The sequence below is a fragment of the Streptomyces sp. NPDC045431 genome, from assembly GCF_040646655.1.
In the GTDB taxonomy this organism is placed as follows: Bacteria; Actinomycetota; Actinomycetes; order Streptomycetales; family Streptomycetaceae; genus Streptomyces.
Genome location: NZ_JBEZAQ010000001.1, coordinates 937,772 through 961,012 on the forward strand (window position 1 = coordinate 937,772; position 23,241 = coordinate 961,012).

Genomic DNA, 23,241 nt, shown 5'->3' on the forward strand with positions numbered 1-23,241 from the left:
AGGGACCCGACAGTGCGGCCCGTACGCCACTGTCAGAGGCCGATTCCGCGTACGACCAGCGGGACCGATAGGTTTTCGGGGTACCACACCATGCAAGGGAAAGGGTGATCTGTTGAGCCGCTCGGTTCTTGTCACCGGAGGAAACCGGGGCATCGGCCTCGCCATCGCCCGCGCGTTCGCCGACGCCGGCGACAAGGTCGCGATCACGTACCGGTCCGGCGAGCCGCCGGAGGGCTTCCTTGCTGTCAGGTGTGACATCACCGACGCCGAGCAGGTGGAGCAGGCCTACAAGGAGATCGAGGAGAAGCACGGTCCGGTGGAGGTGCTGGTGGCCAACGCCGGCGTCACCAAGGACCAGTTGCTGATGCGCATGTCGGAGGAGGACTTCACCTCCGTCATCGACACCAACCTCACCGGGACCTTCCGCGTGGTCAAGCGTGCCAACCGCGGCATGCTGCGCGCCAAGAAGGGCCGCGTCGTCCTCATCTCCTCCGTGGTCGGCCTGCTCGGCTCGGCGGGCCAGGCCAACTACGCCGCCTCCAAGGCCGCGCTGGTCGGCTTCGCGCGCTCGCTCGCCCGTGAGCTGGGCTCGCGCAACATCACGTTCAACGTCGTCGCACCCGGCTTTGTCGACACCGACATGACCAAGGTGCTGACCGAGGAGCAGCGCGCGGGCATCGTCGCCCAGGTGCCGCTCGGCCGCTACGCGCAGCCCGAGGAGATCGCCGCCACCGTCCGGTTCCTCGCGTCCGACGACGCCTCGTACATCACTGGAGCCGTCATCCCGGTTGACGGCGGATTGGGCATGGGTCACTGATCACATGAGCGGAATTCTCGAGGGCAAGCGGGTCCTGATCACCGGTGTGCTGATGGAGTCGTCCATCGCCTTCCACACCGCCAAGGTGGCCCAGGAGCAGGGCGCCGAGGTCATCCTGACGGCCTTCCCGCGGCCCACGCTGACCGAGCGCATCGCCAGGAAGCTGCCCAAGCCCGCCAAGGTCATCGAGCTCGACGTCACCAACGACGAGCACCTGAACCGGCTCGCGGACGTGGTCGGCGAGGAGCTCGGCGGCCTCGACGGCGTCGTGCACTCCATCGGCTTCGCGCCGCAGGACGCGCTCGGCGGCAACTTCCTCAACACGCCGTTCGAGTCCGTGGCGACCGCCATGCACGTCTCCGCCTTCTCGCTGAAGTCGCTGACGATGGCCTGCCTGCCGCTGATGCAGAACGGCGGCTCGGTCGTCGGCCTGACCTTCGACGCGCAGTACGCCTGGCCGCAGTACGACTGGATGGGCCCGGCCAAGGCCGCGCTGGAGGCCACCAGCCGGTACCTCGCCCGCGACCTGGGCAAGCAGAACATCCGCTGCAACCTGATCTCGGCCGGGCCGATCGGCTCGATGGCCGCCAAGTCCATCCCGGGCTTCGGCGAGCTCGCGAAGGTCTGGGACGAGCGCTCCCCGCTGCAGTGGGACATGTCCGACCCGGAGCCGGCCGGCCGCGGCGTCGTCGCGCTGCTGTCGGACTTCTTCCCGAAGACGACCGGCGAGATCGTGCACGTCGACGGCGGCGTGCACATCATGGGCGCCTGACCCTCCGCGTAACCCATCGCGTGCCCGAAGGGCCGCGCACCCCGCCACAGACGGGGTGCGCGGCCCTTCGCGCATGGCGCGCGTGCCCGGGCCGGCGCTCGAGTCGAAGAGTCGCCGTGATCACGGCACACTGGTGCAGAACGGATATTCGTGTCCGTTGATCGGGGAGGAGGTGTGGCTGTGCGTACGAAGCACCACCTGGCCCTGGTGGCGGTGGCGGCTCTCCTGTGGGGGCCCGCCCTCAGCGCCCAGGCCTATGCCGAAGACCTCGAACGGTACGTCGCCTCATGCCGTACGTCGGTCGAGGGCTCGCGCGTCACCGCTCACTGTCACAACCCCTACCCCTACACGGACCGGGTCCGGCTGCACGTCGAGTGCGACCGTTGGTGGGACATCGACTCCGACAGCGCCGCCGTCGAGGTGGCCCCCACCGCCTACGCCGAGCTGACCGAGCGGTGCTGGAAGGAAGTACGCGCCGCCTGGATCACTCACGAGCTCGTACGCGGCTGATCGGCCGGCTCTGCTCCCTGATCGACGGCCGCCGCGCCGGCTTGGCGCAGGCACATGAAGGGGTAGCCGGCCGCCTCCGAGGCCGCCCGCTCCGCGTCGCCCGCGCGAATGGCCTCCACCAGCCGCGCGTGGTCCATGTGGTACTCCGGCCGCAGCTCCTGCCCCACGTCCTCGCGCAGCCAGTCGCGTACGAGATGCCCGAGGTCGGCGTAGAGCTCCGTCATGACGTCGTTGTGCGACGCCGCCACCACGGCCAGGTGGAACGTCGAGTCCACCGCCACGAACCGCTCCGCGTCCCCGGCTTCCCAGGCCTCCTCGCGCCGCGCGAGCAGCGCGTCCAACTGCTTCATGTCCCGGTCGGTGCGGCGCTCCGCGGCCAGGCGGGCGGCCGCCGACTCCAGCGTGGAGCGGAGCTCGGCGATGTGCCTGGGGTCGGCGCCGGAGAAGCGGCGGTGCATCACCCCGGCGAGCTCGCTGGTGGCGATGACGTACGTGCCCGAGCCCTGGCGGATGTCCAGCAGGCCGTTGTGCGCCAGAGCGCGGACCGCCTCGCGGATCGTGTTGCGGGCCACGCCCAGCTGCTGGACCAGCTCCGGCTCGGTGGGGATGCGCGAACCGATCGGCCACTCGCCCGAGGTGATCTGGTTGCGGAGCTCGGCGATCACCTGATCGGTGAGCCCGGACCGGCGGGGAGTGCTGAGCGCCATGGGTGCTCCTCGGCGTCGTGAAGGGAAGCGGCGGAAGGGAAGCGTCCGTCGATTGGACAGCCAATCATCCCATGATTCTATGATGGTTCCATGTCCGACGAGCCGCTGACCCCGACCACGACCGAGTCCCCCACCCGCATACCCCGGCAGAGCGCCGCCATGAACTCCGCCTCCGGCGCGGAAGCCGCCGTGTCCGCTCGTAAAACCACCACCACCACCACCACCGCCGTCTGGCTGCCCCGGCTCCTGGTCCTCGGACTCGTCCTCGCCGCGCTCAACCTCCGTCCCGCCATCACCAGCCTCGGCGCCCTCCTCGAAGAGGTCCGCGACGGGCTGCACATGAGCGGCAGCGTGGCCGGGGTGCTCACCTCCGTACCGCCGCTGTGCTTCGCCGTCTTCGGCATCACCGCGCCCCGGCTCGCCCGTCGCTTCGGGCCCGCCGCGATCGTGTGCGCCGGCATGGCCGCCATCGCGCTCGGGCTGGCCATCCGGCCCTTCACCGGCGGCACGGCCGCCTTCCTCGCCGCCAGCGCCCTCGCGCTGATGGGCATCGCCCTCAGCAACGTCCTGATGCCGGTCATCGTCAAGCGGTACTTCCCCGACCGCGTCGGCAGCATGACCGGCCTGTACTCGATGGCCCTGGCCCTCGGCACCTCCCTCGCGGCCGCCGCGACCGTGCCCATGACGGACGCGCTGGGCGGCAGCTGGCGCACGGGCCTCGGCGTGTGGGCCGCCCTCGCCGCCCTCGCGACGCTGGCCTGGCTGCCGCTGGTACGCGACCGGGGGAGGGGTCACGGCGCCGCGACGGCGGAGGGCCGGGCGGAGGGCCCGGCTGAGCGTGGTCCGGCGGACACCGGAGCGGCGAAGGCTGGTCTGGTGAAGTCCGGTCCGGTGAAGTCCGGTCCGGTGAAGTCCGGTCCGGTGAAGTCCGGTCCGGCGGTGGACGCCGCCGGGGCGTCGGGCATGCGGATCACCCGCAGCCGGACCGCCTGGGCGCTCGGCGTCTTCTTCGGGCTCCAGGCCACCGGGGCGTACATCACCATGGGGTGGATGCCGCAGATCTTCCGCGACGCCGGGGTCTCCGCCGGTACCGCGGGCGTCCTGCTCGCCGTGACGATGGTGATGGGTGTGCCGCTCGCCTTCGTCATCCCCCGGCTGGCCGGGCGGATGAAGAACCAGGGCCCCATCGTGGTCGCCCTCTGCCTGTGCGGCCTGAGCGGATACGCGGGCCTCTTCTTCGCCCCGGCCGCCGGAGCGTGGCTCTGGGCGCTGCTGCTGGGCGTCTCCAACTGCTCCTTCCCGCTCGCCCTCACCATGATCGGCATGCGCTCGCGCACCGGTGGCGGCGTCGTGCGGCTCTCCGCCTTCGCCCAGAGCGTCGGCTACCTCATCTCCATCCCGGGACCGACGCTGGTCGGCGCGCTCTACCAGCACAGTGGCGGCTGGGACGTGCCGCTGGCCCTCATGGCCGGGCTGATGGTGCCGCAGATGGCCGTCGGCATCCTGGCCGGACGGGACCGCACGATCGAGGACGAACTCTGAGGTGCGAAACTGGGCGGCATGGAACCTGTGCTTGACCCGAACCCTCAGAACGGTCAGAAGAAGCTGCTCGGCGTGCTCGGCGCGATGCTGGCGATCGGCTTGATCATCGGCATCGTCGCGTCGATCGCCTCGCCCTGACGGGGTGGGGGTAGCCCCCCGATCCCCTAGGGGGCCAGGCTCAGGGTGAAGTGGGTGGATCACCGGATGGGCCGGGGCCGCCGTGATCCGTAACGTCTGAGGTGCATCGGGACGCCGGGCCTCGGCGCCCCGCGCACTCGCGATCACGGACCACGGACCCACGGAGGCGGCCATGTCGGCTCGTACGCACCCCCGGCCCCACGCCACCGGCGGCGTCGGCACCCGGCTGACCTGGTGGGCCCTCACCCTGCCGGTGATGGCGTTCGTCGCCCTGTTGGTGCTGATCACCGGGGGCGGAACCCGGGGCGGTACCGGGGGCGCTGAGGCGCATGCGACGAGTGGGGATCCAGCGGTGGGACGCATACTCGAACACATCCAACACACGCTCTCCCCCTGAGGGGAGAGCTGGTCAACACCCTGCGCCCCGTGGCGGCTTTCATGCGAAGCTGGGGCCATGAGCGCCGATACACCCCGCAGGATCGTGCTACTCCGGCATGCGAAGGCCGACTGGCCCCAGGTGTCCGACCACGAACGGCCGCTGGCCGACCGAGGCCGCAAGGATGCACCCGTGGCCGGCCGTCGGCTCGCCGAGACGGGCATCACCTTCGACCTGGCCCTGTGCTCGACCGCGGTCAGGACCCGCGAGACGTGGAAGCTGGTGGTCTCGGAGCTGCCGCAGCGACCCAAGACCGTGTACGAGGAGCGGCTCTACGAAGCCTCGCTCGGCGATCTGATCGCGCTGCTCAACGAGACCTCCGACGAAGTGAACAACGTCCTCGTCATCGGTCACAACCCGGGTGTGCACGCCCTCGCCGACGCCCTGGCCGGGAGCGGGGAGGGGGACACGCTGGTCCGCATGAACCGCGGCGGCTTCCCGACCGCCGCGTTCGCGGTCGTGGAGTTCGCCGGCTCCTGGAAGTCGGTGGAACACGGCGTCGGCACGCTCACCGGCTACTGGGCGCCGCACGAGTAACCCGCCCCTTCGTCACCCGGCCCTTCGACCCCGTGCGAACGACAAGGGGTCCGGACACCGGGTCGGTGTCCGGACCCCTTCGGCCCCGCGCACCTGCTAGGCCACGTCGACGTCCGCCGCCTCGACCTCTTCCCGGGTGATCCCCAGCAGGTAGAGGACCGTGTCGAGGAAGGGCACGTTGACGGCCGTGTGAGCGGCGCGGCGCACCACCGGCTTGGCGTTGAAGGCCACGCCCAGCCCCGCCGCGTTCAGCATGTCGAGGTCGTTGGCGCCGTCGCCGATCGCGACGGTCTGGGCCAGCGGCACGCCCGCCTCGGCGGCGAACCGGCGCAGCAGCCGCGCCTTGCCGGCCCGGTCGACGATCTCGCCGGTCACGCGGCCGGTCAGCTTGCCGTCGACGATCTCCAGGGTGTTGGCGGAGGCGAAGTCGAGCCCGAGCCGGGCCTGCAAGTCGTCCGTGACCTGGGTGAAGCCACCCGACACCACACCCACCTGGTAGCCGAGCCGCTTGAGCGTACGGATCAGGGTGCGCGCGCCCGGCGTCAGCCTGACCTCCGCGCGCACCTTGTCCACGACCGACTCGTCCAGCCCGGCGAGCAGCGCCACGCGGGCGTGCAGCGACTGCTCGAAGTCGAGCTCGCCGCGCATGGCGGCGGCAGTGATCTCGGCGACCTTGTCCTCGCAGCCCGCGTGCGCCGCGAAGAGCTCGATCACCTCGTCCTGGATGAGCGTGGAGTCGACGTCCATCACGACCAGCCGCTGGGCGCGGCGGTGCAGCCCCGCCGACACGACGGCCACGTCCACGCCGATCTCGGCGGCCTCGGTGGCGAGGGCGGTGCGCAGCGGCTCCGTCTCCGTACCGGACACCGCGAACTCCACCGCCGTCACCGGATACTTCGCCAGCCGGAAGATCCGGTCGATGTTGCCGCCCGTCCCGGTGATCGTCGCCGCTATGGCCGCCGTGTTCTCGGCGGTCAGCGGGTGCCCCAGCACGGTGACGTGGGAGCGGCCGACGCCGCGCGGCCGGTTGTCACCCGTACCGGAGATGATCTCCGCCTGCAGCTTCAGCGACTCCGCCCAGCTGTGGACGGTGGCGCGCAGCTCACCCTCCGTGCTCACCGTGGGCTCCGTGACGAGCGCGCACAGGACGATGCGGCCCCGGGTCACGACCTGCTCGATGTCGACCACGTCGACGGAGAAGGCGGCGAGGGTGTCGAACAGCCCGGCGGTGATCCCGGGCCGGTCCTTCCCGAAGATCTTGACGAGAAGGGTGGGTACGTCGGAGGTCTGCAATGCGCTCATGGTCCTCCCACCGTATCCGGCCCCGGCGGCCCGGGCTTCCCCTGTCCCGCGTACCGGACACCGCCGGCACACCGCGCGACCCGCCGTGCGGACCCGGCTCGACCTCCGCACCCCACGCGGGGCGCCGGCCCTGCGGATTCCGCACATCCTCCGCCCCGACCCCGTCCCCGACCCCCCGGCCGCCCCGCCGATACGGTCGGCCGCGCCGACCGCAGCACGACCCAGTCGCGATCACGCCGCGCCTCCGCGCCGAGGCCGCCGCTCTCATGCCCGTGCCCGCGTGCCGGGTGCACCGTGTGCCGTGTGCCGTGTGCCGTGCGCCGTGTGCCGGGTGCGCCGTGTGGCGGCGCGCGGGCGCCACCGATTCCGCACCGTGCGAACGCCTCCCATGGAGTTCCGAGTTGCCCCGTTCGCTCCTGATCCGTGCGCACTCGGGGGTGCCATTACACGGGCCTGCGCGCCCTCTTCACACCGCCCGACTTTCGAATACGGGACCGGGCCTGAAATAGTTCCCCACGATGTTCGCATCCCTGGACTCCCCGCGACGGGGGTCACTCGGGGGACAACTAGTGGGGCATGGAGTGCCGGAACTCGTACTGGAATTGAACGGAAGGACCTGGACTCTCGATGCGTCCAGGTCGTACACCCTTGGCCGGGATCCGCAGGGCGACCTGGCGGTCGACGACGCAAGGGTCTCGTGGCGGCATGCCACGATCAGGTGGGACGGCCGCAGTTGGCTCATCGAGGACCACGGCTCCACCAACGGCACCTATGTGCAGGGCCAGCGGATCCAGCAGATGGAGATCGGCCCCGGGTCGGCCGTCCACCTCGGTAACGCCACCGACGGCCCGCGGCTGAACTTCACGGGCGCGGCCGCCTACAACGCACAGGGCGCGGCCTCTCAGGCGCCCCAGGTCTCACAAGGCCAGCCCCCGCAGCAGCCCCACCAGGCCCCGCAGCAGGGCTGGCCTCAGCAGCATCAGGCTCCGGCCGCCGCCCCGCAGAACCAGGGCTGGCAGCAGCAGCCGCACCAGCAGCCACACCAGTCCCACGTACCGCACCAGCAGCAGGCCGGCCCGCACGGCGGCGGCGCGGCAGCCCCGGCCGGCCCTGCCCAGCAGTACGCCTCGAAGGTCCCGGCCCAGGGCGGCGGCGGCGCGGCGGGGGCGCCGCCGGTCCACGGGGGCGACCGCAGCCCGACCACCTTCCACCAGGTGGCCCTCGGCCGCGTGATGCGCATCGGTCGTGCGCTCGAGAACGACCTGGTCGTCTCCGACCTCCAGGTCTCGCGCCACCACGCCGAGTTCCACGCGACCCCCGACGGCCGCTTCGAGATCCGCGACCTCGGCTCGCACAACGGCACGTACGTCAACGGCCAGCCGCTGCCCAAGTCGGGCTCGGCGCTCATCGGCCCGAACGACACCGTCGGTGTCGGTCACTCGACGTTCCGGGTCGTCGGCGACCGCCTCGAGGAGTTCGTCGACACCGGCGAGATCTCCTTCTCCGCCCGCCACCTCACCGTCACGGTCGACGGCGGCAAGCAGATCCTCAAGGACGTCTCCTTCGGCGTCCCGGAGAAGTCGCTCGTCGCGGTCATCGGCCCCTCCGGCTCCGGCAAGTCCACGCTGCTCAAGGCGCTGACCGGCTACCGCCCCGCCAACCAGGGCGACGTCCTCTACGACAACCGGAACCTGTACAAGCAGTTCGCCGAGCTGCGCCAGCGCATCGGTCTGGTCCCGCAGGACGACATCCTGCACAAGGAGCTGACCGTCCGGACCGCGCTCAAGTACGCCGCCAAGCTCCGCTTCCCCGCCGACACCACCGAGCAGGAGCGCGAGGCGCGGATCGACGAGGTCCTGCGCGAGCTGAAGCTCGACATCCACAAGACCAAGAAGATCACCGCCCTCTCCGGCGGCCAGCGCAAGCGCGTCTCCGTCGCCCTGGAGCTGCTGACCAAGCCGTCCCTGATCTTCCTGGACGAGCCGACCTCGGGCCTCGACCCGGGCATGGACCGCGACGTCATGCAGCTGCTGCGCGGCCTGGCCGACGACGGCCGCACGGTCCTCGTCGTCACGCACTCGGTCGCCGAGCTCGCGCTCTGCGACAAGCTGCTGGTCATGGCGCCCGGCGGCTCGGTGGCGTACTTCGGCCCGCCGGAGGAGGCGCTCAACTTCTTCGGCTACGAAACCTGGGCCGACGTCTTCTCCGCCTTCGAGAACTACCGCGACTACGACTGGGCGGGCCGCTGGAAGGGCTCGCAGCACTACCAGATGTACGCCGCGGACCTCGACGCCGTCGCCCCGCAGTCCGTCCAGATGCCGCCGGCCCAGGCGATGCGCCCGCCCAAGCCGCAGGGCTGGGGCGCGCAGCTGTGGACCCTGATCCGCCGCTACCTGTCCGTCATCGCGTCGGACAAGGGCTTCATGGCGCTGATGGTGATCCTGCCGGCCGTCCTCGGTGTGGTCTCCACGCTGATCAGCTCGAACTACGGGCTCCGGCCCAGCCCACGCGGCCCCAACGGCAGCGCGGCGACCATCCTGCTGATCCTGGCCGTCGGTGCCTGCTTCGCCGGCGCGGCCAACTCCGTGCGTGAACTGATCAAGGAACGGGTCATCTACGAACGGGAACGGGCCACCGGCCTGTCACGTTCGGCGTATCTGATGTCGAAGGTGATCGTCCTCGGCCTGATCACGATCGTGCAGGGCGCGATCATCGGCGGCATCGGCTTCGGCATGCGCGAGGTCCCGGACGAGGGCCTGCTCTTCGGCTCCTCCCTGGTCCGGCTGGAGCTGAGCCTGCCGATCATGGCGCTCGGCTTCACCTCGATGATGTTCGGCCTGATCATCTCCTCGCTGGTGAAGACCGCCGAGAAGACCATGCCGCTGCTGGTGATGTTCGCGATCATCCAGGTCGTCTTCACCGGCTGCCTGTTCACCCTGCACGGCCAGGTCGGCGTCAACGAGTTCTCGTACCTCATGCCGTCCCGCTGGGCCGTGGCCGCCGCCGGCACGACCGCCCAGCTGAACGTCCTGTTCCCCAACCAGGACGACCCGACCGACACCGACCCGCTGTGGGACCACGAGATCGGTATGTGGTTCGTCGACATGGGCGCGCTCCTGGCCCTCGGCGCCCTCTGCGGCGTGATCGTGGCGCGCCTGCTGCGCCGCCACGAGCCCGAGGTCATGCGCAAGTGACGGACTGACCTCCGCGCACGCGCGAAGGGCGGCACCCCCCACGGGGTGCCGCCCTTCCGCATGTCACACGCGCCACGGGGCCATCGGCCACACGTCACGAGCTACACGGCGCGCCGCGACGTCACACGGCTCAGTACGCGCTGTTGACGTTGTCCATGGAGCCGTAGCGGTCGGCCGCGTAGTTGCAGGCCGCGACGATGTTGGCGACCGGGTCCCACTGGCTCTTCTTGGTGCCCGGGATGTGGTACGCGTCGAAGGTCGGCTTGATGACCTGGAGGAGGCCGATCGACGGGACGCCGTTGATGGCGTTGATGTCCCAGTTGTTGATCGCGTTCGGGTTACCGCTGGACTCCCGCATGATGTTGCGGTGGATGCCCTCGTAGGTGCCCGGGATCTTGTGCTTCTTCATGATGTCGAGCGCCTCGCGGATCCAGCCGTCGAGGTTGTTCGCGTACACCGGCTTGCGGGCGGCGGCGCGGCTGGCGGCGGCCTTCTCGGCGGCGCGCTTCTTCGCGGCGGCCTCGGCCTGGGCCTTCGCCTTGGCGGCGGCAGCGGCCTTGGCCTTGGCGGCAGCCGCGGCCTGAGCCTTCGCGGCGGCGGCGTCGGCCTTCGCCTTGAGCTCGATGGTGGTCAGCTGGTCGGTGATGCCCAGCTGGAGGGTGCCGGCGGCCTGCTTGCCACCCCAGGCGACCGGAGCGGCGGCGGCCACGGTCTGCGGCTCGACGGTCTGCGCGGTGGAAGCGTTGCTCGGAACGGCGGTGAACGCCAGGGCGGCGGCGCCGATGGCGGCCACGCCGGCGATGGAAAGCTTCTTCTGGTTGTTCTTGAGACGGCTGAAGCCGGAAGTCCTGGACGCGGACATGCAGTCGTACCTCTTCGAATCGCGGGACGTCGCCTGGCCGGGTGGCGCTGCGCCTGCTCGGCGGGCAACGGCTGCAATTCTTAGCGGCAGCAAAAACCCCTGGCAAAGGTGTGACGTACGATCCGCGATAGTGGATCAGGAGGTACCGCCAAGCACCACAAATCGCCCACGCCACCCCCTCAACCAGCGCTGATCCGGTCCTTACATGTCCACTACGCCGCTTCGTAAGTGACCTGCGTCCTATGTGCGGGCTCACATCGAGCGTGTAACAACCTCACCATCTGTTGCACGCGCAATGCGGTCAGTGAGGACCTGTCGCAGGCCCGGGTAGCAGCAGGTGGACGTCCCCGGACTCGTGCCACAGATACCGGCACCGCAGCGCCTCCGCGTAGGCCCGGTCCAGCGCCTCCCGCCCCGCGACCGCCTCCAGCATCAGCAGGTGCGAGGCCCGCGGCTCGTGCAGCCCGGTCAGCAGCCCGTCCACCACGCGCACCCCGCGCTGCGGAGTCACCACCAGGTCCGTCCACCCCGCCGCCTCCCGTACGACCCCGTCCGCGCCCACCGCCGACTCCAGTGCCCGCACCGCCGTCGTCCCCACGGCCACCACCCGGCCGCCGGCGGCGCGGGCCGCGTTCACCAGCCACGCCGTGGCCGCCGGCACCGCGAAGCGCTCCGGATACGGCGGCTCGTGCGCCTCCGCCGATGCCACGCCCGTATGCAGCGTCACCGGCGCGAACTGCACCCCCCGGCTCACCAGCTCCGCGACCGTCCCCGCCGTGAAGGGCCGCGCCGCGCTCGGCATCTCCGCCGAGCCCGCCCCGTCCGGCGAGGGTCGCGCGAAAACCGTCTGGTACGCGGCGAGCGGCTGGTCCCGCTCGGTGTACCCGTACCGGATGGGCCGCCCGTACCGCGCCAGCAACCCCGGCACACCGACCGGCACAGGCGCCACCGCCTCCGCCGATGCCACAAGCGCCCCCGACGCCACCGGCGTCCCCCACGACACCGACGCCCACCACAGCCGCGCCGCACCGGCCACCAGCGGCTCCTCCAGTACGAGCCGGGCGCCCCCCGGCAGCCGTACGACCCCGCCGGCCGGGCCCCCGGCGCGTGGCCGGGTGCTGCCCCGCCCGTCCGGGGCGCGCAGCTCCACGGCCCAGCGCCCGTCGTCCCCGCACGTCGAGAAGTGCACGACCACGGCCTCCGCGCCGATCCGCCCGCCGACGGCGGCCGCGAGCGTGGGCGACGTGTTCACCACCAGCACGTCCCCGGCCCGCAGCAGCCCCGGCAGCTCCCGGAAGGAACGGTGCGACACCGCCGAGCCCCGCGACAGGAGCAGCCGCACGTCGTCCCGCCCGCTGCCGCGCTGCTCGGCGGGCACCCGCGCGGACAGTTCCTCCGGCACCCGCAGCGCGTCCAGGCCCTGCCCCAGCGCCCTCACGCCCCCACCCCCAGCAGCGCGGACGCCGTGTACCGCCCGCTCGCCGGGCGCTGCGCCAGCAGCCGCAGGAAGGCCGGCACCACCGACTCCGGGCTGGGACGGCCCGACTCGTCGTCGACGGGGACCGCGGCCCGGTACAGGTCCGTCCGCATGTCACCCGGGTCCACCGCCCACACCCGCAGCCCCGGCTCCTCGACGGCCAGCACCGCCACCAGCAGGTCCAGCGCCGCCTTCGACGCCCCGTACCCGCCCCACGTCTCGTACGCCTCCGCCGCCGCGTCGGAGCTGACCGCGATCACCGTCCCGCCGCCCGCGCCCGCCCGCAGCAGCGGCAGCGCCTCCTGCACGAGGCCGAGGGCGGCGACCACGTTCGTCTCCAGTGCCGCCCGCAGCCCCTCCAGCGGCAGCGCGTCCAACCGGACGAGCGGCTCGGCGCCCAGCGCGCTGGCATTGCTCACCAGCAGGTCCAGCCCACCCAGTCCCCGGGCCGCGGCCACCAGCTCCGCTCGGTGCGCCGCGTCCGTCACGTCCCCGGGCACCGCAACCACCCGCGTCCCGTATGCCCCCGCCGCCCGCGCGCCGTCCTCCAGTACGCGGGCGGTTCTGGCGTCCAGGACCAGGTCCCAGCCCTCCTTCGCGAGCGCCTCCGCGAGCGCGCGCCCCAACCCCTTGGAAGCCCCGGTGATGATCGCGACAGCCATGACACCCATCCCCTTCACACGTGCGGTGCTCTGTGCTCCCACCCTCGAACGCGTACGCCGCCCCTCGCCTCCTCCAAAGGCCCCGACGCGTGTGGGACTTCGGCCTAGGTCCGCGGGCCCAGGGTGCCGCCGTCCCCGGGCGGATACGGACTGTCACACCCCGCCGGTAACGTGAACGCATGACCGATCGACGAGAGCGACCACCCCGCTCCGGCCTGGCCGCCGTCAGCACCGCCCTGCTGGCGATGAGCAGGCACCTCGAAGTGCGCGACGTCCTCAAGACGATCGTCGCCTCGGCCCGCGAGCTGCTCGACGCCGAGTACGCGGCCCTGGGCGTGCCCGACGATCACGGCGGCTTCGCCCAGTTCGTGGTGGACGGCGTCAGCGAGGAGCAGTGGAAGGCCATCGGCCCCCTGCCCCGACAGCACGGCATCCTCGCCGCGATGCTCCACGAGGCGAAGCCCGAGCGCCTCGCCGATGTGCGCAAGGACCCCCGCTTCGAGGGCTGGCCCGACGCCCACCCCGACCTGGCCGACTTCCTGGGGCTGCCGATCCGGGACGGCGACGAGACGATCGGCGCGCTGTTCCTCGCGAACAAGCGCTGCGCCAGACCCGCCGGCGCCGAGCAGCGCTGCGGCTTCACGGAGGAGGACGAGGAGCTGCTCGGCATCCTCGCCCAACACGCCGCGATCGCCCTCACCAACGCCCGGCTGTACGAGCGCAGCCGCGAGCTCACCATCGCCGAGGAGCGCTCGCGCCTCGCCCACGAACTGCACGACGCCGTCAGCCAGAAGCTCTTCTCCCTGCGGCTGACGGCGCAGGCCGCGGCCGCCCTCGTCGACCGGGACCCGGCCCGCGCCAAGGGCGAGCTCCAGCAGGTCGCCGCGCTCGCCGCCGAGGCCGCGGACGAGCTGCGCGCCGCGGTCGTCGAACTGCGGCCGGCCGCACTCGACGAGGACGGCCTCGTCCACACCCTGCGTACGCAGATCCAGGTCCTGGACCGCGCCCACAGCGCGCACGTCACCTTCGACGCCCGGGGGATACGCGCCCTGCCGGCCTCCCAGGAGGAGGCCGTCCTCCGCGTCGCCCAGGAGGCCCTGCACAACGCCCTGCGCCACTCCGGTGCGGACCGGGTGGAGGTCTCCCTCCACCGGCACGGCCAGGGCGCGCTTCTCAGCGTCACCGACAACGGCAAGGGGTTCGCACCGCGCGCGGTCCGCAGGGCGGGCCGCCACCTGGGCCTGGTCTCCATGCGGGACCGGGCGAGCGGCGTGGGCGGCAAGCTCACGGTCCAGTCCGAGCCCGGCAAGGGCACCACGATCGAGATGGAGGTCCCCGGTGGCTGAGGCTGCGTCCCAAGCGAAGACCGGCATCCGCGTCCTGCTGGTCGACGACCATCAGGTGGTCCGCCGTGGACTGCGCACCTTCCTGGAGGTCCAGGACGACATCGAGGTCGTGGGGGAGGCGTCGGACGGTGCCGAGGGCGTGGCCCGCGCGGAGGAGCTGCGCCCGGACGTCGTGCTCATGGACGTCAAGATGCCCGGCATGGACGGGATCGAGGCCCTGCGCAAACTGCGCGAGCTGGCGAACCCGGCGAGGGTGCTGATCGTCACCAGCTTCACCGAGCAGCGCACGGTCGTGCCCGCCCTGCGCGCGGGCGCCTCCGGGTACGTCTACAAGGACGTGGACCCGGACGCGCTGGCCGGCGCCATCCGCTCCGTCCACGCGGGCCACGTCCTCCTCCAGCAGGAGGTGGCCGGAGCACTCCTCAGCCAGGACGAGGGCAACGGCGGCACGGGCCGCGGCGGCACCCTCACCGAGCGGGAGCGCGAGGTCCTCGGCCTGATCGCCGACGGCCGCTCGAACCGCGAGATCGCCCGGGCGCTGGTCCTCTCCGAGAAGACGGTCAAGACCCACGTCTCGAACATCCTCATGAAGCTGGACCTCGCGGACCGCACCCAGGCGGCGCTGTGGGCGGTGCGCCACGGCCTGACGGGCTAGTCAACCAGCGCACCCATATAAGTCGGAGATTCATACCGTCGTGTGTATGTCACCCACTCGGCGGAACCTGGTGGGCGTGCGGCCGTTCTCCAGGGCGTGCTGCGGTGATCTCCGCAGCGATGTCCAACGGAGGATTCCAGAAGTGAAGAACCTGAAGAAGGCCGCCACCGTGACCCTGCTCGCCGGTGGGCTGGTCGCCGCCGCCGCGGGCGCCGCGTCCGCCACCTCCGGCGCGCACGCGGACGGCGCCGCCGTCGGTTCCCCCGGCGTCGGCTCCGGCAACCTGATCCAGGCCCCGGTCCACGTCCCGGTGAACGTCAACGGCAACAGCGTCAACGTGATCGGCGCGCTGAACCCGGCCTTCGGCAACACGTCCGTCAACCACTGACGGCTTTCTCACCGCACGGCCCCCAGCCCCCACCTGGGGGCCGTCGCCATGCCCCCCGGGACCGGCCCCCTGCCCGGACCCCCTGCCGGACCCTCTGCCCGGACCCCCTGCCGGACCCTCTGCCCGGGCCCCTTGCCGGGGCCTCCCGCCCGGCCCGGCTCCCCCCGGCACAGCGCATCAGCCGGGGGCCGGGCCACCGGACACAGGCGCCTCACCCCCGCCCGCGCTCACGCTCCTCCACGTACGCGTTGAACGCCGCCACCTGCGCCCGCCGCGCCACCCGCTCCACCGGGCGCAGCGCCTCCGTCCGCGCAGCCATCTCCGACGCGCTCACCGCGCCGCCGTGCCCGTTGCCGTACGCCAGCGAGACCAGGAACGCCACCCGCTGCGCCAGCTCCAGCACCCGCACCGCCCGCGGCGGATACCCCGGCGCCAGTACCTCGCTCCCCACCTCCGCCCGCGCCCGGTACGCGTCCAGCGCCGCCTCCGCCACCGGCCCCGACGCCGCCACGTCCAGCCGCGTCAGCACGACCGTCGCCTCCCGCAGCGCCTCGGCGAGCTCCCGCTCCGCCTCCCCGAGCGACGGCACGTCCGCCGGCGGCGCCTCCCGCACCGGCAGGCAGTGCCACAGGACCTCGACGTGCACGTCCCCGGACGGCCCCGCCTCGTACACCTCGGGTACGAGGCCGAAACCGGCCCCGTACCCGACCACCGCCTCCTCCGCCTCCAGCGCCCGCGCGTTGAACTCCGGCGGCCCGCTCAGCCCCAGCGGATGCCCCGGCGCCGGCAGCGCCACCCGCCACCCGGTCACCCCGAGCGCCCGCAGCCGCCCCAGCGCCAGCGTCAGCCCGACCGGCCCCGCCTCGCCCGGGAGCCCCTCCACCCGGTGCACCGCGTCGTCCCCGACAATCGCGAGCACGGCCTCGTCGGGCGAGACCAACCCGGCCAGCAGGGCGTTCCCCCATGCGGCCAACCGTCCTGAACGTGGTTCCGAAAGCATGCCCCCACCCTAGGCACTGGCCCCGGGACCCCCGGGCCACCGCCCCGAACCGCCCCTAACGACCGCCCCGCCGCAGCGGTGGCGTAGGTTTTCCCTGGGAGCCGCGCCCACAGGTGCGAGCGACCACAAGACCCGACAGACCGCATAGGGGAGACAACGCGCTCATGAGCGATGTACTGGAGCTGGTGGACGTATCCGTGGTCCGCGACGGACGTGCTCTGGTGGACGACGTCTCCTGGTCGGTCAAGGAGGGCGAGCGCTGGGTGATCCTCGGCCCCAACGGCGCAGGCAAGACCACCCTCCTCAACGTCGCCTCCACCTACCTCTTCCCGAGCGCCGGCACCGCGACCGTCCTCGGCGACCGGCTCGGCAAGGTCGACGTCTTCGAGCTGCGCCCCCGCATCGGCATGGCCGGCATCGCCATGGCCGACAAGCTGCCCAAGCGCCAGACGGTCCTGCAGACCGTCCTCACCGCCGCGTACGGCATGACCGCCACCTGGCGCGAGGACTACGACGCCGTCGACGAGCAGCGCGCCCGCGCCTTCCTCGACCGCCTCGGCATGACCGAGTTCCTGGACCGCCGGTTCGGCACCCTCTCCGAGGGCGAGCGCAAGCGCACGCTGATCGCCCGCGCCATGATGACCGACCCCGAGCTCCTCCTCCTCGACGAGCCGGCCGCCGGCCTGGACCTCGGCGGCCGCGAGGACCTGGTCCGCCGCCTGGGCCGCCTCGCCCGCGACCCGTACGCGCCCTCCATGGTGATGGTCACGCACCACGTCGAGGAGATCCCGCCGGGCTTCACCCACGTCCTGATGATCCGTCAGGGCAAGATCCTCGCCGCCGGCCCCATGGAGATGGAGCTCACCTCCCGCAACCTCTCCCACTGCTTCGGTCTGCCCCTGGTCGTCGAGCACGTCGGCGAGCGCTACACGGCCCAGGGCCTGCCCCTCTCGTAGACCGGTCCCGTAAGCCGGTCCCGTAAGCCGGTCTCGTAAGCCGGTCTCGTAGGTCAACCCCCCGTCCACCGCGCCCTGTCGGGGAACCGGGCCCCGGTCCTACCATGACGACGTGGACATCGACGCATGGGTCTGGTGGCTGATCGGCGCGGTGGGACTCGGCATCCCACTCGTCCTGACCGCGATGCCGGAATTGGGAATGCTCTCCGTCGGCGCGATCGCCGGAGCCCTCACCGCGGCCCTCGGCCTGGGCGTGGTCGCCCAGGTCGTGGTGTTCGCGGTGGTCTCCGTCGCGCTCATCGCGGTGGTACGCCCCATCGCCGCACGCCACCGCGACGGCCGGCCCGAACACGTCACCAACGTCGACGCGCTGAGAGGCCGCCAGGCCGTCGTCCTGGAACGGGTCGACGGCAACGGCGGCCGGATCAAGCTCGCCGGCGAGGTCTGGTCCGCCCGCTCCCTCGACGCCGACCAGGTCTTCGAACCCGGACAGCAGGTGGACGTGGCCGAGATCGACGGAGCGACCGCCGTGGTCATGTGAGGGAACGTCACCGAGGGACAACGGTGCACGAGGCGTGCGACATCCACAGGTTGCGGCATTGACATGTGACGGAACCCGGTCAACCCCGCAGAACGGCGCACGCCACCCCCCGCCGTCTGGGAAACTCGATCACCGAAAGCAACCGCGGCAGCGAAGGACACGGGGAACACGATGCCATCAGTCATTATCGTCCTGGTCATCCTGGTGGTGCTCGTCTTCATCGCCCTGATCAAGACGATCCAGGTCATCCCGCAGGCCAGCGCCGCCATCGTGGAGCGCTTCGGCCGCTACACGCGCACGCTGAACGCGGGCCTCAACATCGTCGTCCCGTTCATCGACTCGATCCGCAACCGGATCGACCTGCGCGAACAGGTCGTCCCCTTCCCGCCCCAGCCGGTGATCACCCAGGACAACCTGGTCGTCAACATCGACACCGTCATCTACTACCAGGTGACGGACGCCCGCGCGGCCACCTACGAAGTCGCCAGCTACATCCAGGCCATCGAGCAGCTCACCGTCACCACCCTCCGCAACATCATCGGCGGCATGGACCTGGAGCGGACCCTCACCTCGCGCGAGGAGATCAACGCGGCCCTGCGCGGCGTCCTCGACGAAGCCACCGGCAAGTGGGGCATCCGCGTCAACCGCGTCGAGCTCAAGGCCATCGAGCCCCCGACCTCCATCCAGGACTCGATGGAGAAGCAGATGCGCGCCGACCGCGACAAGCGCGCCGCCATCCTCACCGCCGAGGGCATCCGCCAGTCGCAGATCCTGACCGCCGAGGGTGAGAAGCAGTCCGCCATCCTCCGCGCCGAGGGCGAGGCCAAGGCCGCGGCCCTGCGCGCCGAGGGCGAGGCCCAGGCCGTCCGCACGGTGTTCGAGGCCATCCACGCCGGCGATCCCGACCAGAAGCTGCTCTCCTACCAGTACCTCCAGATGCTCCCGAAGATCGCCGAAGGCGACGCCAACAAGCTCTGGATCGTCCCCAGCGAGATCGGCGACGCACTCAAGGGCCTCTCCGGTGCCTTCGGCAACATCGGCAACGGCACTCCCGGCTTCAACACAGGTGGCCACGGCGGCGGCAACGGCGGCGGCAACGGTGGCTCCGGCATCGCCAAGCAGCCGCCGCAGCAGCGCCGCGAAGAGCCCCCGGTCGACTGACGGGCCCTCCCTTCGTGCATGATCAGTGCATCAAGCACCGATCATGCACGAAGGCCGAGGACACAGCGTGACGATCTGGGAGATGCTCGCCGTCTTCGCCGCCGGCATCAGCGCGGGCACCATCAACACCATCGTCGGCTCCGGCACGCTCATCACCTTCCCGGTGCTGATCGCCACCGGTCTCCCGCCCGTCACCGCCACCGTCTCCAACGCCCTGGGCCTCATCCCCGGCTCCATCAGCGGCGCCATCGGCTACCGCGCCGAACTCACCGGCCAGCGCCGCCGTGTCCTGCGGCTCGGCACGGCCGCCGCCATCGGCGGACTCTGCGGAGCCATCCTGCTGCTGCTCCTGCCCGCGACCGCCTTCGAGACGATCGTTCCCGTCCTCGTGGCGCTCGCCCTCGTCCTGGTCAGCCTGCAACCCCGCATCTCCCGGGCCGTCCAGCGACGCCGCGAGCGCCAGGGCGACGACACCGGCGACCCCGCCGGCGGCCCGGCGCTCTTCGTCGGCCTGCTCCTCGCCAGCGTCTACGGCGGCTACTTCACCGCCGCCCAGGGGATCATCTACCTCTCCCTCATGGGCATGCTGCTCCACGACACCCTGCAGCGCCTCAACGCCGTCAAGAACATCCTCGCGGCCGTCGTCAACACCATCGCCGCGCTGTTCTTCCTCTTCGTCGCCCACTTCGACTGGACGGCCGTCCTCCTCATCGCCGCCGGCTCCACCATCGGCGGCCAGATCGGAGCCAAGGTCGGCCGCCGCCTGCCCCCGACCGCCCTCCGCGCGCTGATCATCGCCGTGGGTATCGTCGCGATCATCCAACTCACCACCCGGGGATGACCACATGGCACTGGACATGCGCGAACTCTGCGAACGCTGCGAGCGACCCGTCTCCGCCACCGGCGCCGCGTACATCTGCAGCTACGAGTGCACCTTCTGCGAGCCCTGTACGACGGCGATGAACCACATCTGCCCCAACTGCGGCGGCGACCTCGTCCTGCGCCCGACACGCACGAAGCCTGCCTCGGACTGAGACGGGCTCTTCGCACGGCGAACGGGACGCACCCGAGCGCTCGCTCAAGCGGCCGCGGCCTGCGTCGCCAGCCACTCCGGCAACTCCGCCCGGTCGCGTACCCCCAACGCCAGCAGCATCGCGTCCGCCGGCGACGGTACGAACGGCTGGAACAACAACGGCATGCCCGCCTGCTCCGGCGTACGGTCCGCCTTGCGGTGGTTGTCCTCCGCGCAGGACGCCACCGTGTTCAGCCAGTTGTCGCCACCACCCTGGGCCCGCGGCACCACGTGGTCCACGGTCGTCGCGCGTTTCCCGCAGTACGCGCACCTGTGCTGGTCCCGTACCAGCACACCCCGACGCGACCACGGCGCCTGTCTTCGGAAGGGCACCCGGACATACCGGCACAACCGGATCACCCGCGGTACCGGCAGCTCAACCGCCGCCGCACGCACACGAAGACGCGGATGCGACTGCTCGACGACGGCCTTGTCCTGCAGCACCAGCACCACCGCACGGTTGAGCGTCACCGTCGACAGCGGCTCGAAGCTTGCATTCAGTACCAGCGTGTCCCGCATTGCTCGCCCACCTCCCGTGTGCCGGCCCACCCCCTGGCGGGCTTGGATCAACTCTGGCCGGGCTGGCCGGGTTGGACAACGCAATAAAAAATGCCCGCTTCTGATCTCTCCAAGACCAGAAGCGGGCAAACAACGAGCGAACGTCAGGACTCCGCGGGAGCCGCGTACTCACCGATCAGCTGAGCCCGCGCCAGCGTGTGGAACCGCAGGTTGAACCCGACCACCGCGGGCGACGCGTCCGCGTCCGGACCCAGCTTCTCCTGGTCCACCGCGTACACGGTGAACACGTACCGGTGCGCCGGATCCCCGGCCGGCGGCGCCGCACCGCCGAAGTCACGCGACCCGTAGTCGTTCCGTACGTGCACCGCCCCCTCGGGCAGCCCTTCGAACGCCCCACCGCCCGCACCCGCCGGCAGCTCGGTGACGGACGCCGGGATGTCGAACAGCACCCAGTGCCAAAAACCGCTCCCGGTCGGTGCGTCCGGGTCGAAGCACGTCACGGCGAAGCTCTTCGTCTCCACCGGGAAACCCTCCCACCGCAGATGCGGCGAGGTGTTCCCCTTGGCGTAGACCTGCGCGTCCGCCAGCACGGCACCCGGCGCGATGTCCTTGCTCACCACCGTGAACGACGGCACCGGCGGATGGAAGTCGTGAGGGAGCGGCGCCCTCTTCCCCTCTGCCACGCGTGAACCTCCCTTTCGGTCGTTCGAGCCTTCAGCGTTCAGCCTTCCGCACCGACCTTAGAGCCAGTTGCGGCGTCCACCGACGTCGGCGAGCCACTGATTGAGGTACGCCACCCAGTCGGTGTTCCGGAAGTCGTTCAGCCCCACCTTGAACGCCCGGTACGAGTCGCTGCCCTCGCTGAACAGCCCCGGCTTCTTGTCCATCTCCAGCACCACGTCCATCTCGCGCTCGTCCGCGACGAAGGACAGCTCGACCTGGTTCAGCCCCCGGTACTGCTGCGGCGGCAGGAACTCGATCTCCTGGTAGAACGGCAGCCGCTGCCGCGTCCCGCGGATGTGCCCGCGCTCCATGTCCGCGTTCTTGAAGCGGAAGCCCAGCTGGATGAAGGCGTCGAGGATCGCCTGCTGCGCCGGCAGCGGGTGGACGTTGATCGGGTCCAGGTCGCCCGAGTCCACGGCCCGCGCGATCTCCAGCTCGGTCGTCACGCCGATGTCCATTCCGTGCAGGTGCTGCCCGGCGATCATCGTGACCGGCGTCTCCCACGGGATGTCCAGCCCGAACGGCACCACGTGCACCGCCCCGGCCTTGACCTCGAAGGCCCCGCCGAGCCGGACCTTGGTGAACTCGATGTCCTGCTTGACCTCCTGGTCGCCGCCCTCGACCTCGACGCGCGCCTGCAGACCGACCGACAGGGCCTCGATCCGCTGGTCCACCGTGCCGCCCTGGATCCGCACCTCGCCCTGGACGACCCCGCCCGGCACGACGTTCGCCTCGGTGAGCACCGTCTCGACGGACGCACCCCCCGCACCCAGGCTCGCGAGCAGCTTCTTGAACCCCATGTTCGCTCCTTCTCGTCCTTCTGCTTCTTCTCGTACGCGACGGAAACGCGCCACGACCGTAGCCCGTCCCCCATTACGCTCGTACGACATGACCGAGAGCCCCGACCGTACGCCGCTCCCGCGCACCTTCTTCGACCGACCCGTTCTGGAGGTCGCACCGGACCTCCTCGGCCGTGTCCTCGTGCGGATGACGGACGACGGACCCATCGAGCTCCGCCTCACCGAGGTCGAGGCGTACGCGGGCGAGGCCGACCCCGGCTCCCACGCCTTCCGGGGCCGCACCGCGCGCAACGCGGTCATGTTCGGCCCGCCCGGTCACGCGTACGTCTACTTCACCTACGGCATGTGGCACTGCCTGAACCTGGTGTGCGGCCCCGAGGGCCACGCCAGCGGTGTCCTCCTGCGCGCCGGAGAGATCCAGACCGGTCACGAGCTGGCCCGGAAGCGCCGCGCCACGGCCCGGAACGATCGAGAACTGGCCAAAGGCCCCGCCCGTCTCGCCACCGCCCTGGACGTCGACCGCACCCTCGACGGCACCGACGCCTGCGCCGGCCCCGAGTCGCCCCTCTCCGTACTGACCGGCACCCCCACACCCGCCGGCCAGGTCAGCACGGGCCCCCGCACCGGAGTGAGCGGCGACGGGGCCACCCACCCCTGGCGCTTCTGGATCGACGGAGACCCCACAGTGAGCCCGTACCGCGCCCACGTCCCGCGCCGGAGGAGGGCTTGAGAGGGGGGCTTGACTTGCGCCACGCAAGCGCCTAATGTCTACCGAGCTGCGAGAGCAGGGCGTGCCGTCTGTGCCCCCTGGACGCAGCCATCCACCACCGAAGATCGTCTCCCAAATGGGTTCGAGTTCTGGCATGCCGGAATTCATTCCAGCGGCTCGATTATGAGTCGCCACGGAAATGGTCTAAAGTGATGGAGCGCCGAAAGGCAAAGGCCCTCCAACGGCCACTGGAAACTGAATCCGAACCGGAAACGGAACGGAAAAAGAATCTGGTAAGGTTGGAAACAACGAAGGGAAGCGCCCGGAGGAAAGCCCGAGAGGGTGAGTACAAAGGAAGCGTCCGTTCCTTGAGAACTCAACAGCGTGCCAAAAATCAACGCCAGATTAGTTGATA

27 protein-coding genes are annotated in these 23,241 nt (G+C 71.1%); 17 read left to right on the forward strand and 10 right to left on the reverse strand.

What is annotated here, in order from left to right:
- The first annotated feature begins 112 nt into the window (after positions 1-112).
- The 3 genes from fabG (at position 113) to AB0A69_RS04205 (ending at position 2,099) form a co-directional block, all read left to right on the forward strand.
- Positions 113-817: a 3-oxoacyl-[acyl-carrier-protein] reductase gene (fabG, locus tag AB0A69_RS04195; RefSeq protein WP_361415052.1), complete on the forward strand. Its 705-nt coding sequence runs from the start codon at positions 113-115 to the stop codon at positions 815-817.
- Positions 818-821: 4 nt separating this feature from the next.
- Positions 822-1,589, forward strand: a complete 768-nt coding sequence (fabI, locus tag AB0A69_RS04200) for an enoyl-ACP reductase FabI (protein WP_361415054.1) — start codon at positions 822-824, stop codon at positions 1,587-1,589.
- Between the two features lie 174 nt (positions 1,590-1,763).
- Positions 1,764-2,099 carry a hypothetical protein gene (locus tag AB0A69_RS04205; RefSeq protein ID WP_361415056.1) on the forward strand — a complete coding sequence of 112 codons (336 nt, stop codon included), beginning with the start codon at positions 1,764-1,766 and terminating at the stop codon, positions 2,097-2,099.
- Here the strand turns inward: AB0A69_RS04205 and AB0A69_RS04210 are convergent.
- Complete coding sequence (locus AB0A69_RS04210; RefSeq protein WP_361415058.1) at positions 2,078-2,806, reverse strand: FCD domain-containing protein; 729 nt, start codon at positions 2,804-2,806, stop codon at positions 2,078-2,080. The two genes, AB0A69_RS04205 and AB0A69_RS04210, sit on opposite strands and share 22 nt — an antisense overlap.
- A 90-nt stretch (positions 2,807-2,896) precedes the next feature.
- Here AB0A69_RS04210 and AB0A69_RS04215 point away from each other — a divergent pair, with 90 nt between their 5' ends.
- The 4 genes from AB0A69_RS04215 to AB0A69_RS04230 all read left to right on the forward strand — a co-directional run bounded on the left by AB0A69_RS04215 (position 2,897) and on the right by AB0A69_RS04230 (position 5,459).
- Positions 2,897-4,348, forward strand: a complete 1,452-nt coding sequence (locus AB0A69_RS04215; RefSeq protein ID WP_361415060.1) for an MFS transporter — start codon at positions 2,897-2,899, stop codon at positions 4,346-4,348.
- A gap of 18 nt (positions 4,349-4,366) precedes the next feature.
- On the forward strand, positions 4,367-4,486 hold the full coding sequence (locus AB0A69_RS04220; protein ID WP_361415062.1) for an SGM_5486 family transporter-associated protein: 120 nt from the start codon (positions 4,367-4,369) through the stop codon (positions 4,484-4,486).
- A gap of 172 nt (positions 4,487-4,658) precedes the next feature.
- Positions 4,659-4,883: a hypothetical protein gene (locus AB0A69_RS04225; protein ID WP_361415064.1), complete on the forward strand. Its 225-nt coding sequence runs from the start codon at positions 4,659-4,661 to the stop codon at positions 4,881-4,883.
- Between the two features lie 57 nt (positions 4,884-4,940).
- The gene (locus AB0A69_RS04230) at positions 4,941-5,459 is read left to right on the forward strand and encodes a histidine phosphatase family protein (RefSeq protein ID WP_361415066.1); all 519 of its coding nucleotides are present in this window, start codon (positions 4,941-4,943) and stop codon (positions 5,457-5,459) included.
- Between the two features lie 96 nt (positions 5,460-5,555).
- Here the strand turns inward: AB0A69_RS04230 and serB are convergent, their stop codons facing one another.
- Positions 5,556-6,761, reverse strand: a complete 1,206-nt coding sequence (gene serB / locus AB0A69_RS04235) for a phosphoserine phosphatase SerB (RefSeq protein WP_361415068.1) — start codon at positions 6,759-6,761, stop codon at positions 5,556-5,558.
- Positions 6,762-7,342: 581 nt separating this feature from the next.
- On the opposite strand from serB, the gene AB0A69_RS04240 reads away from it, so the two are divergent.
- Positions 7,343-9,955 carry an FHA domain-containing protein gene (locus AB0A69_RS04240; RefSeq protein WP_361415070.1) on the forward strand — a complete coding sequence of 871 codons (2,613 nt, stop codon included), beginning with the start codon at positions 7,343-7,345 and terminating at the stop codon, positions 9,953-9,955.
- A gap of 130 nt (positions 9,956-10,085) precedes the next feature.
- On the opposite strand, the gene AB0A69_RS04245 is transcribed toward AB0A69_RS04240, so the two are convergent.
- The 3 genes from AB0A69_RS04245 to AB0A69_RS04255 all read right to left on the reverse strand — a co-directional run bounded on the left by AB0A69_RS04245 (position 10,086) and on the right by AB0A69_RS04255 (position 12,956).
- Positions 10,086-10,817: a transglycosylase SLT domain-containing protein gene (locus AB0A69_RS04245; protein WP_361415072.1), complete on the reverse strand. Its 732-nt coding sequence runs from the start codon at positions 10,815-10,817 to the stop codon at positions 10,086-10,088.
- Positions 10,818-11,118: 301 nt separating this feature from the next.
- Positions 11,119-12,255, reverse strand: coding sequence for an S-adenosylmethionine:tRNA ribosyltransferase-isomerase (locus tag AB0A69_RS04250; protein ID WP_361415074.1), 1,137 nt, complete (start codon positions 12,253-12,255; stop codon positions 11,119-11,121).
- On the reverse strand, positions 12,252-12,956 hold the full coding sequence (locus AB0A69_RS04255; RefSeq protein WP_361415076.1) for an SDR family oxidoreductase: 705 nt from the start codon (positions 12,954-12,956) through the stop codon (positions 12,252-12,254). Before AB0A69_RS04255 ends, AB0A69_RS04250 begins: the two co-directional genes overlap by 4 nt.
- A gap of 179 nt (positions 12,957-13,135) precedes the next feature.
- Between AB0A69_RS04255 and AB0A69_RS04260 the strand changes: the two genes are divergently transcribed.
- From AB0A69_RS04260 to AB0A69_RS04270, 3 genes are all read left to right on the forward strand, one after another.
- A complete protein-coding gene (locus tag AB0A69_RS04260; protein WP_361415078.1) occupies positions 13,136-14,302 on the forward strand; it encodes a GAF domain-containing sensor histidine kinase in 1,167 nt (388 codons plus the stop codon).
- Positions 14,295-14,957, forward strand: a complete 663-nt coding sequence (locus tag AB0A69_RS04265) for a response regulator transcription factor (RefSeq protein ID WP_361415080.1) — start codon at positions 14,295-14,297, stop codon at positions 14,955-14,957. The genes AB0A69_RS04260 and AB0A69_RS04265 overlap by 8 nt, the downstream gene beginning before the upstream one ends.
- A gap of 142 nt (positions 14,958-15,099) precedes the next feature.
- Positions 15,100-15,345 carry a chaplin gene (locus AB0A69_RS04270; RefSeq protein ID WP_361415082.1) on the forward strand — a complete coding sequence of 82 codons (246 nt, stop codon included), beginning with the start codon at positions 15,100-15,102 and terminating at the stop codon, positions 15,343-15,345.
- A gap of 211 nt (positions 15,346-15,556) precedes the next feature.
- Here the strand turns inward: AB0A69_RS04270 and AB0A69_RS04275 are convergent, their stop codons facing one another.
- Entirely contained in the window at positions 15,557-16,345 is a 789-nt protein-coding gene (locus tag AB0A69_RS04275) for a hypothetical protein (RefSeq protein ID WP_361415084.1), read from the reverse strand.
- A 164-nt stretch (positions 16,346-16,509) separates the two neighbouring features.
- Here AB0A69_RS04275 and AB0A69_RS04280 point away from each other — a divergent pair, with 164 nt between their 5' ends.
- From AB0A69_RS04280 to AB0A69_RS04300, 5 genes are all read left to right on the forward strand, one after another.
- Entirely contained in the window at positions 16,510-17,301 is a 792-nt protein-coding gene (locus tag AB0A69_RS04280) for an ABC transporter ATP-binding protein (protein ID WP_361415086.1), read from the forward strand.
- A gap of 112 nt (positions 17,302-17,413) precedes the next feature.
- Positions 17,414-17,842: an NfeD family protein gene (locus AB0A69_RS04285; protein WP_361415088.1), complete on the forward strand. Its 429-nt coding sequence runs from the start codon at positions 17,414-17,416 to the stop codon at positions 17,840-17,842.
- Between the two features lie 171 nt (positions 17,843-18,013).
- On the forward strand, positions 18,014-19,003 hold the full coding sequence (locus AB0A69_RS04290) for an SPFH domain-containing protein (RefSeq protein ID WP_361415090.1): 990 nt from the start codon (positions 18,014-18,016) through the stop codon (positions 19,001-19,003).
- A 67-nt stretch (positions 19,004-19,070) separates the two neighbouring features.
- Positions 19,071-19,844: a sulfite exporter TauE/SafE family protein gene (locus tag AB0A69_RS04295; protein ID WP_361415092.1), complete on the forward strand. Its 774-nt coding sequence runs from the start codon at positions 19,071-19,073 to the stop codon at positions 19,842-19,844.
- Between the two features lie 4 nt (positions 19,845-19,848).
- Positions 19,849-20,037: a DUF1272 domain-containing protein gene (locus AB0A69_RS04300; protein WP_361415094.1), complete on the forward strand. Its 189-nt coding sequence runs from the start codon at positions 19,849-19,851 to the stop codon at positions 20,035-20,037.
- 44 nt (positions 20,038-20,081) lie between these two features.
- Here the strand turns inward: AB0A69_RS04300 and AB0A69_RS04305 are convergent, their stop codons facing one another.
- The 3 genes from AB0A69_RS04305 to AB0A69_RS04315 all read right to left on the reverse strand — a co-directional run bounded on the left by AB0A69_RS04305 (position 20,082) and on the right by AB0A69_RS04315 (position 22,117).
- Positions 20,082-20,594 carry an HNH endonuclease gene (locus AB0A69_RS04305; RefSeq protein ID WP_361415096.1) on the reverse strand — a complete coding sequence of 171 codons (513 nt, stop codon included), beginning with the start codon at positions 20,592-20,594 and terminating at the stop codon, positions 20,082-20,084.
- A gap of 143 nt (positions 20,595-20,737) precedes the next feature.
- A complete protein-coding gene (locus AB0A69_RS04310; RefSeq protein ID WP_361415098.1) occupies positions 20,738-21,277 on the reverse strand; it encodes a YbhB/YbcL family Raf kinase inhibitor-like protein in 540 nt (179 codons plus the stop codon).
- 57 nt (positions 21,278-21,334) lie between these two features.
- Positions 21,335-22,117 (reverse strand): sporulation protein, encoded by a 783-nt coding sequence (locus AB0A69_RS04315; protein ID WP_361415100.1) that lies wholly within the window; start codon positions 22,115-22,117, stop codon positions 21,335-21,337.
- Positions 22,118-22,205: 88 nt separating this feature from the next.
- Between AB0A69_RS04315 and AB0A69_RS04320 the strand changes: the two genes are divergently transcribed.
- On the forward strand, positions 22,206-22,847 hold the full coding sequence (locus AB0A69_RS04320) for a DNA-3-methyladenine glycosylase (protein WP_361415102.1): 642 nt from the start codon (positions 22,206-22,208) through the stop codon (positions 22,845-22,847).
- A 143-nt stretch (positions 22,848-22,990) separates the two neighbouring features.
- Here the strand turns inward: AB0A69_RS04320 and AB0A69_RS04325 are convergent.
- On the reverse strand, positions 22,991-23,241 hold a 251-nt coding region (locus tag AB0A69_RS04325), incomplete at its 5' end, for a hypothetical protein (RefSeq protein WP_361415104.1).

Excerpts from the sequence above, each read along its gene's own strand:
- serB (WP_361415068.1), bottom strand. The coding sequence starts at position 6,761 with ATGAGCGCATTGCAGACCTCCGACGTACCCACCCTTCTCGTCAAGATC.
- AB0A69_RS04315 (WP_361415100.1), bottom strand. The coding sequence starts at position 22,117 with ATGGGGTTCAAGAAGCTGCTCGCGAGCCTGGGTGCGGGGGGTGCGTCC.
- AB0A69_RS04210 (WP_361415058.1), bottom strand. The coding sequence starts at position 2,806 with ATGGCGCTCAGCACTCCCCGCCGGTCCGGGCTCACCGATCAGGTGATC.
- AB0A69_RS04225 (WP_361415064.1), top strand. The coding sequence starts at position 4,659 with ATGTCGGCTCGTACGCACCCCCGGCCCCACGCCACCGGCGGCGTCGGC.
- AB0A69_RS04220 (WP_361415062.1), top strand. The coding sequence starts at position 4,367 with ATGGAACCTGTGCTTGACCCGAACCCTCAGAACGGTCAGAAGAAGCTG.
- AB0A69_RS04245 (WP_361415072.1), bottom strand. The coding sequence starts at position 10,817 with ATGTCCGCGTCCAGGACTTCCGGCTTCAGCCGTCTCAAGAACAACCAG.
- AB0A69_RS04215 (WP_361415060.1), top strand. The coding sequence starts at position 2,897 with ATGTCCGACGAGCCGCTGACCCCGACCACGACCGAGTCCCCCACCCGC.
- fabI (WP_361415054.1), top strand. The coding sequence starts at position 822 with ATGAGCGGAATTCTCGAGGGCAAGCGGGTCCTGATCACCGGTGTGCTG.
- AB0A69_RS04290 (WP_361415090.1), top strand. The coding sequence starts at position 18,014 with ATGCCATCAGTCATTATCGTCCTGGTCATCCTGGTGGTGCTCGTCTTC.
- AB0A69_RS04280 (WP_361415086.1), top strand. The coding sequence starts at position 16,510 with ATGAGCGATGTACTGGAGCTGGTGGACGTATCCGTGGTCCGCGACGGA.
- AB0A69_RS04230 (WP_361415066.1), top strand. The coding sequence starts at position 4,941 with ATGAGCGCCGATACACCCCGCAGGATCGTGCTACTCCGGCATGCGAAG.
- AB0A69_RS04255 (WP_361415076.1), bottom strand. The coding sequence starts at position 12,956 with ATGGCTGTCGCGATCATCACCGGGGCTTCCAAGGGGTTGGGGCGCGCG.
- AB0A69_RS04300 (WP_361415094.1), top strand. The coding sequence starts at position 19,849 with ATGGCACTGGACATGCGCGAACTCTGCGAACGCTGCGAGCGACCCGTC.
- AB0A69_RS04305 (WP_361415096.1), bottom strand. The coding sequence starts at position 20,594 with ATGCGGGACACGCTGGTACTGAATGCAAGCTTCGAGCCGCTGTCGACG.
- AB0A69_RS04260 (WP_361415078.1), top strand. The coding sequence starts at position 13,136 with ATGACCGATCGACGAGAGCGACCACCCCGCTCCGGCCTGGCCGCCGTC.
- AB0A69_RS04320 (WP_361415102.1), top strand. The coding sequence starts at position 22,206 with ATGACCGAGAGCCCCGACCGTACGCCGCTCCCGCGCACCTTCTTCGAC.
- AB0A69_RS04275 (WP_361415084.1), bottom strand. The coding sequence starts at position 16,345 with ATGCTTTCGGAACCACGTTCAGGACGGTTGGCCGCATGGGGGAACGCC.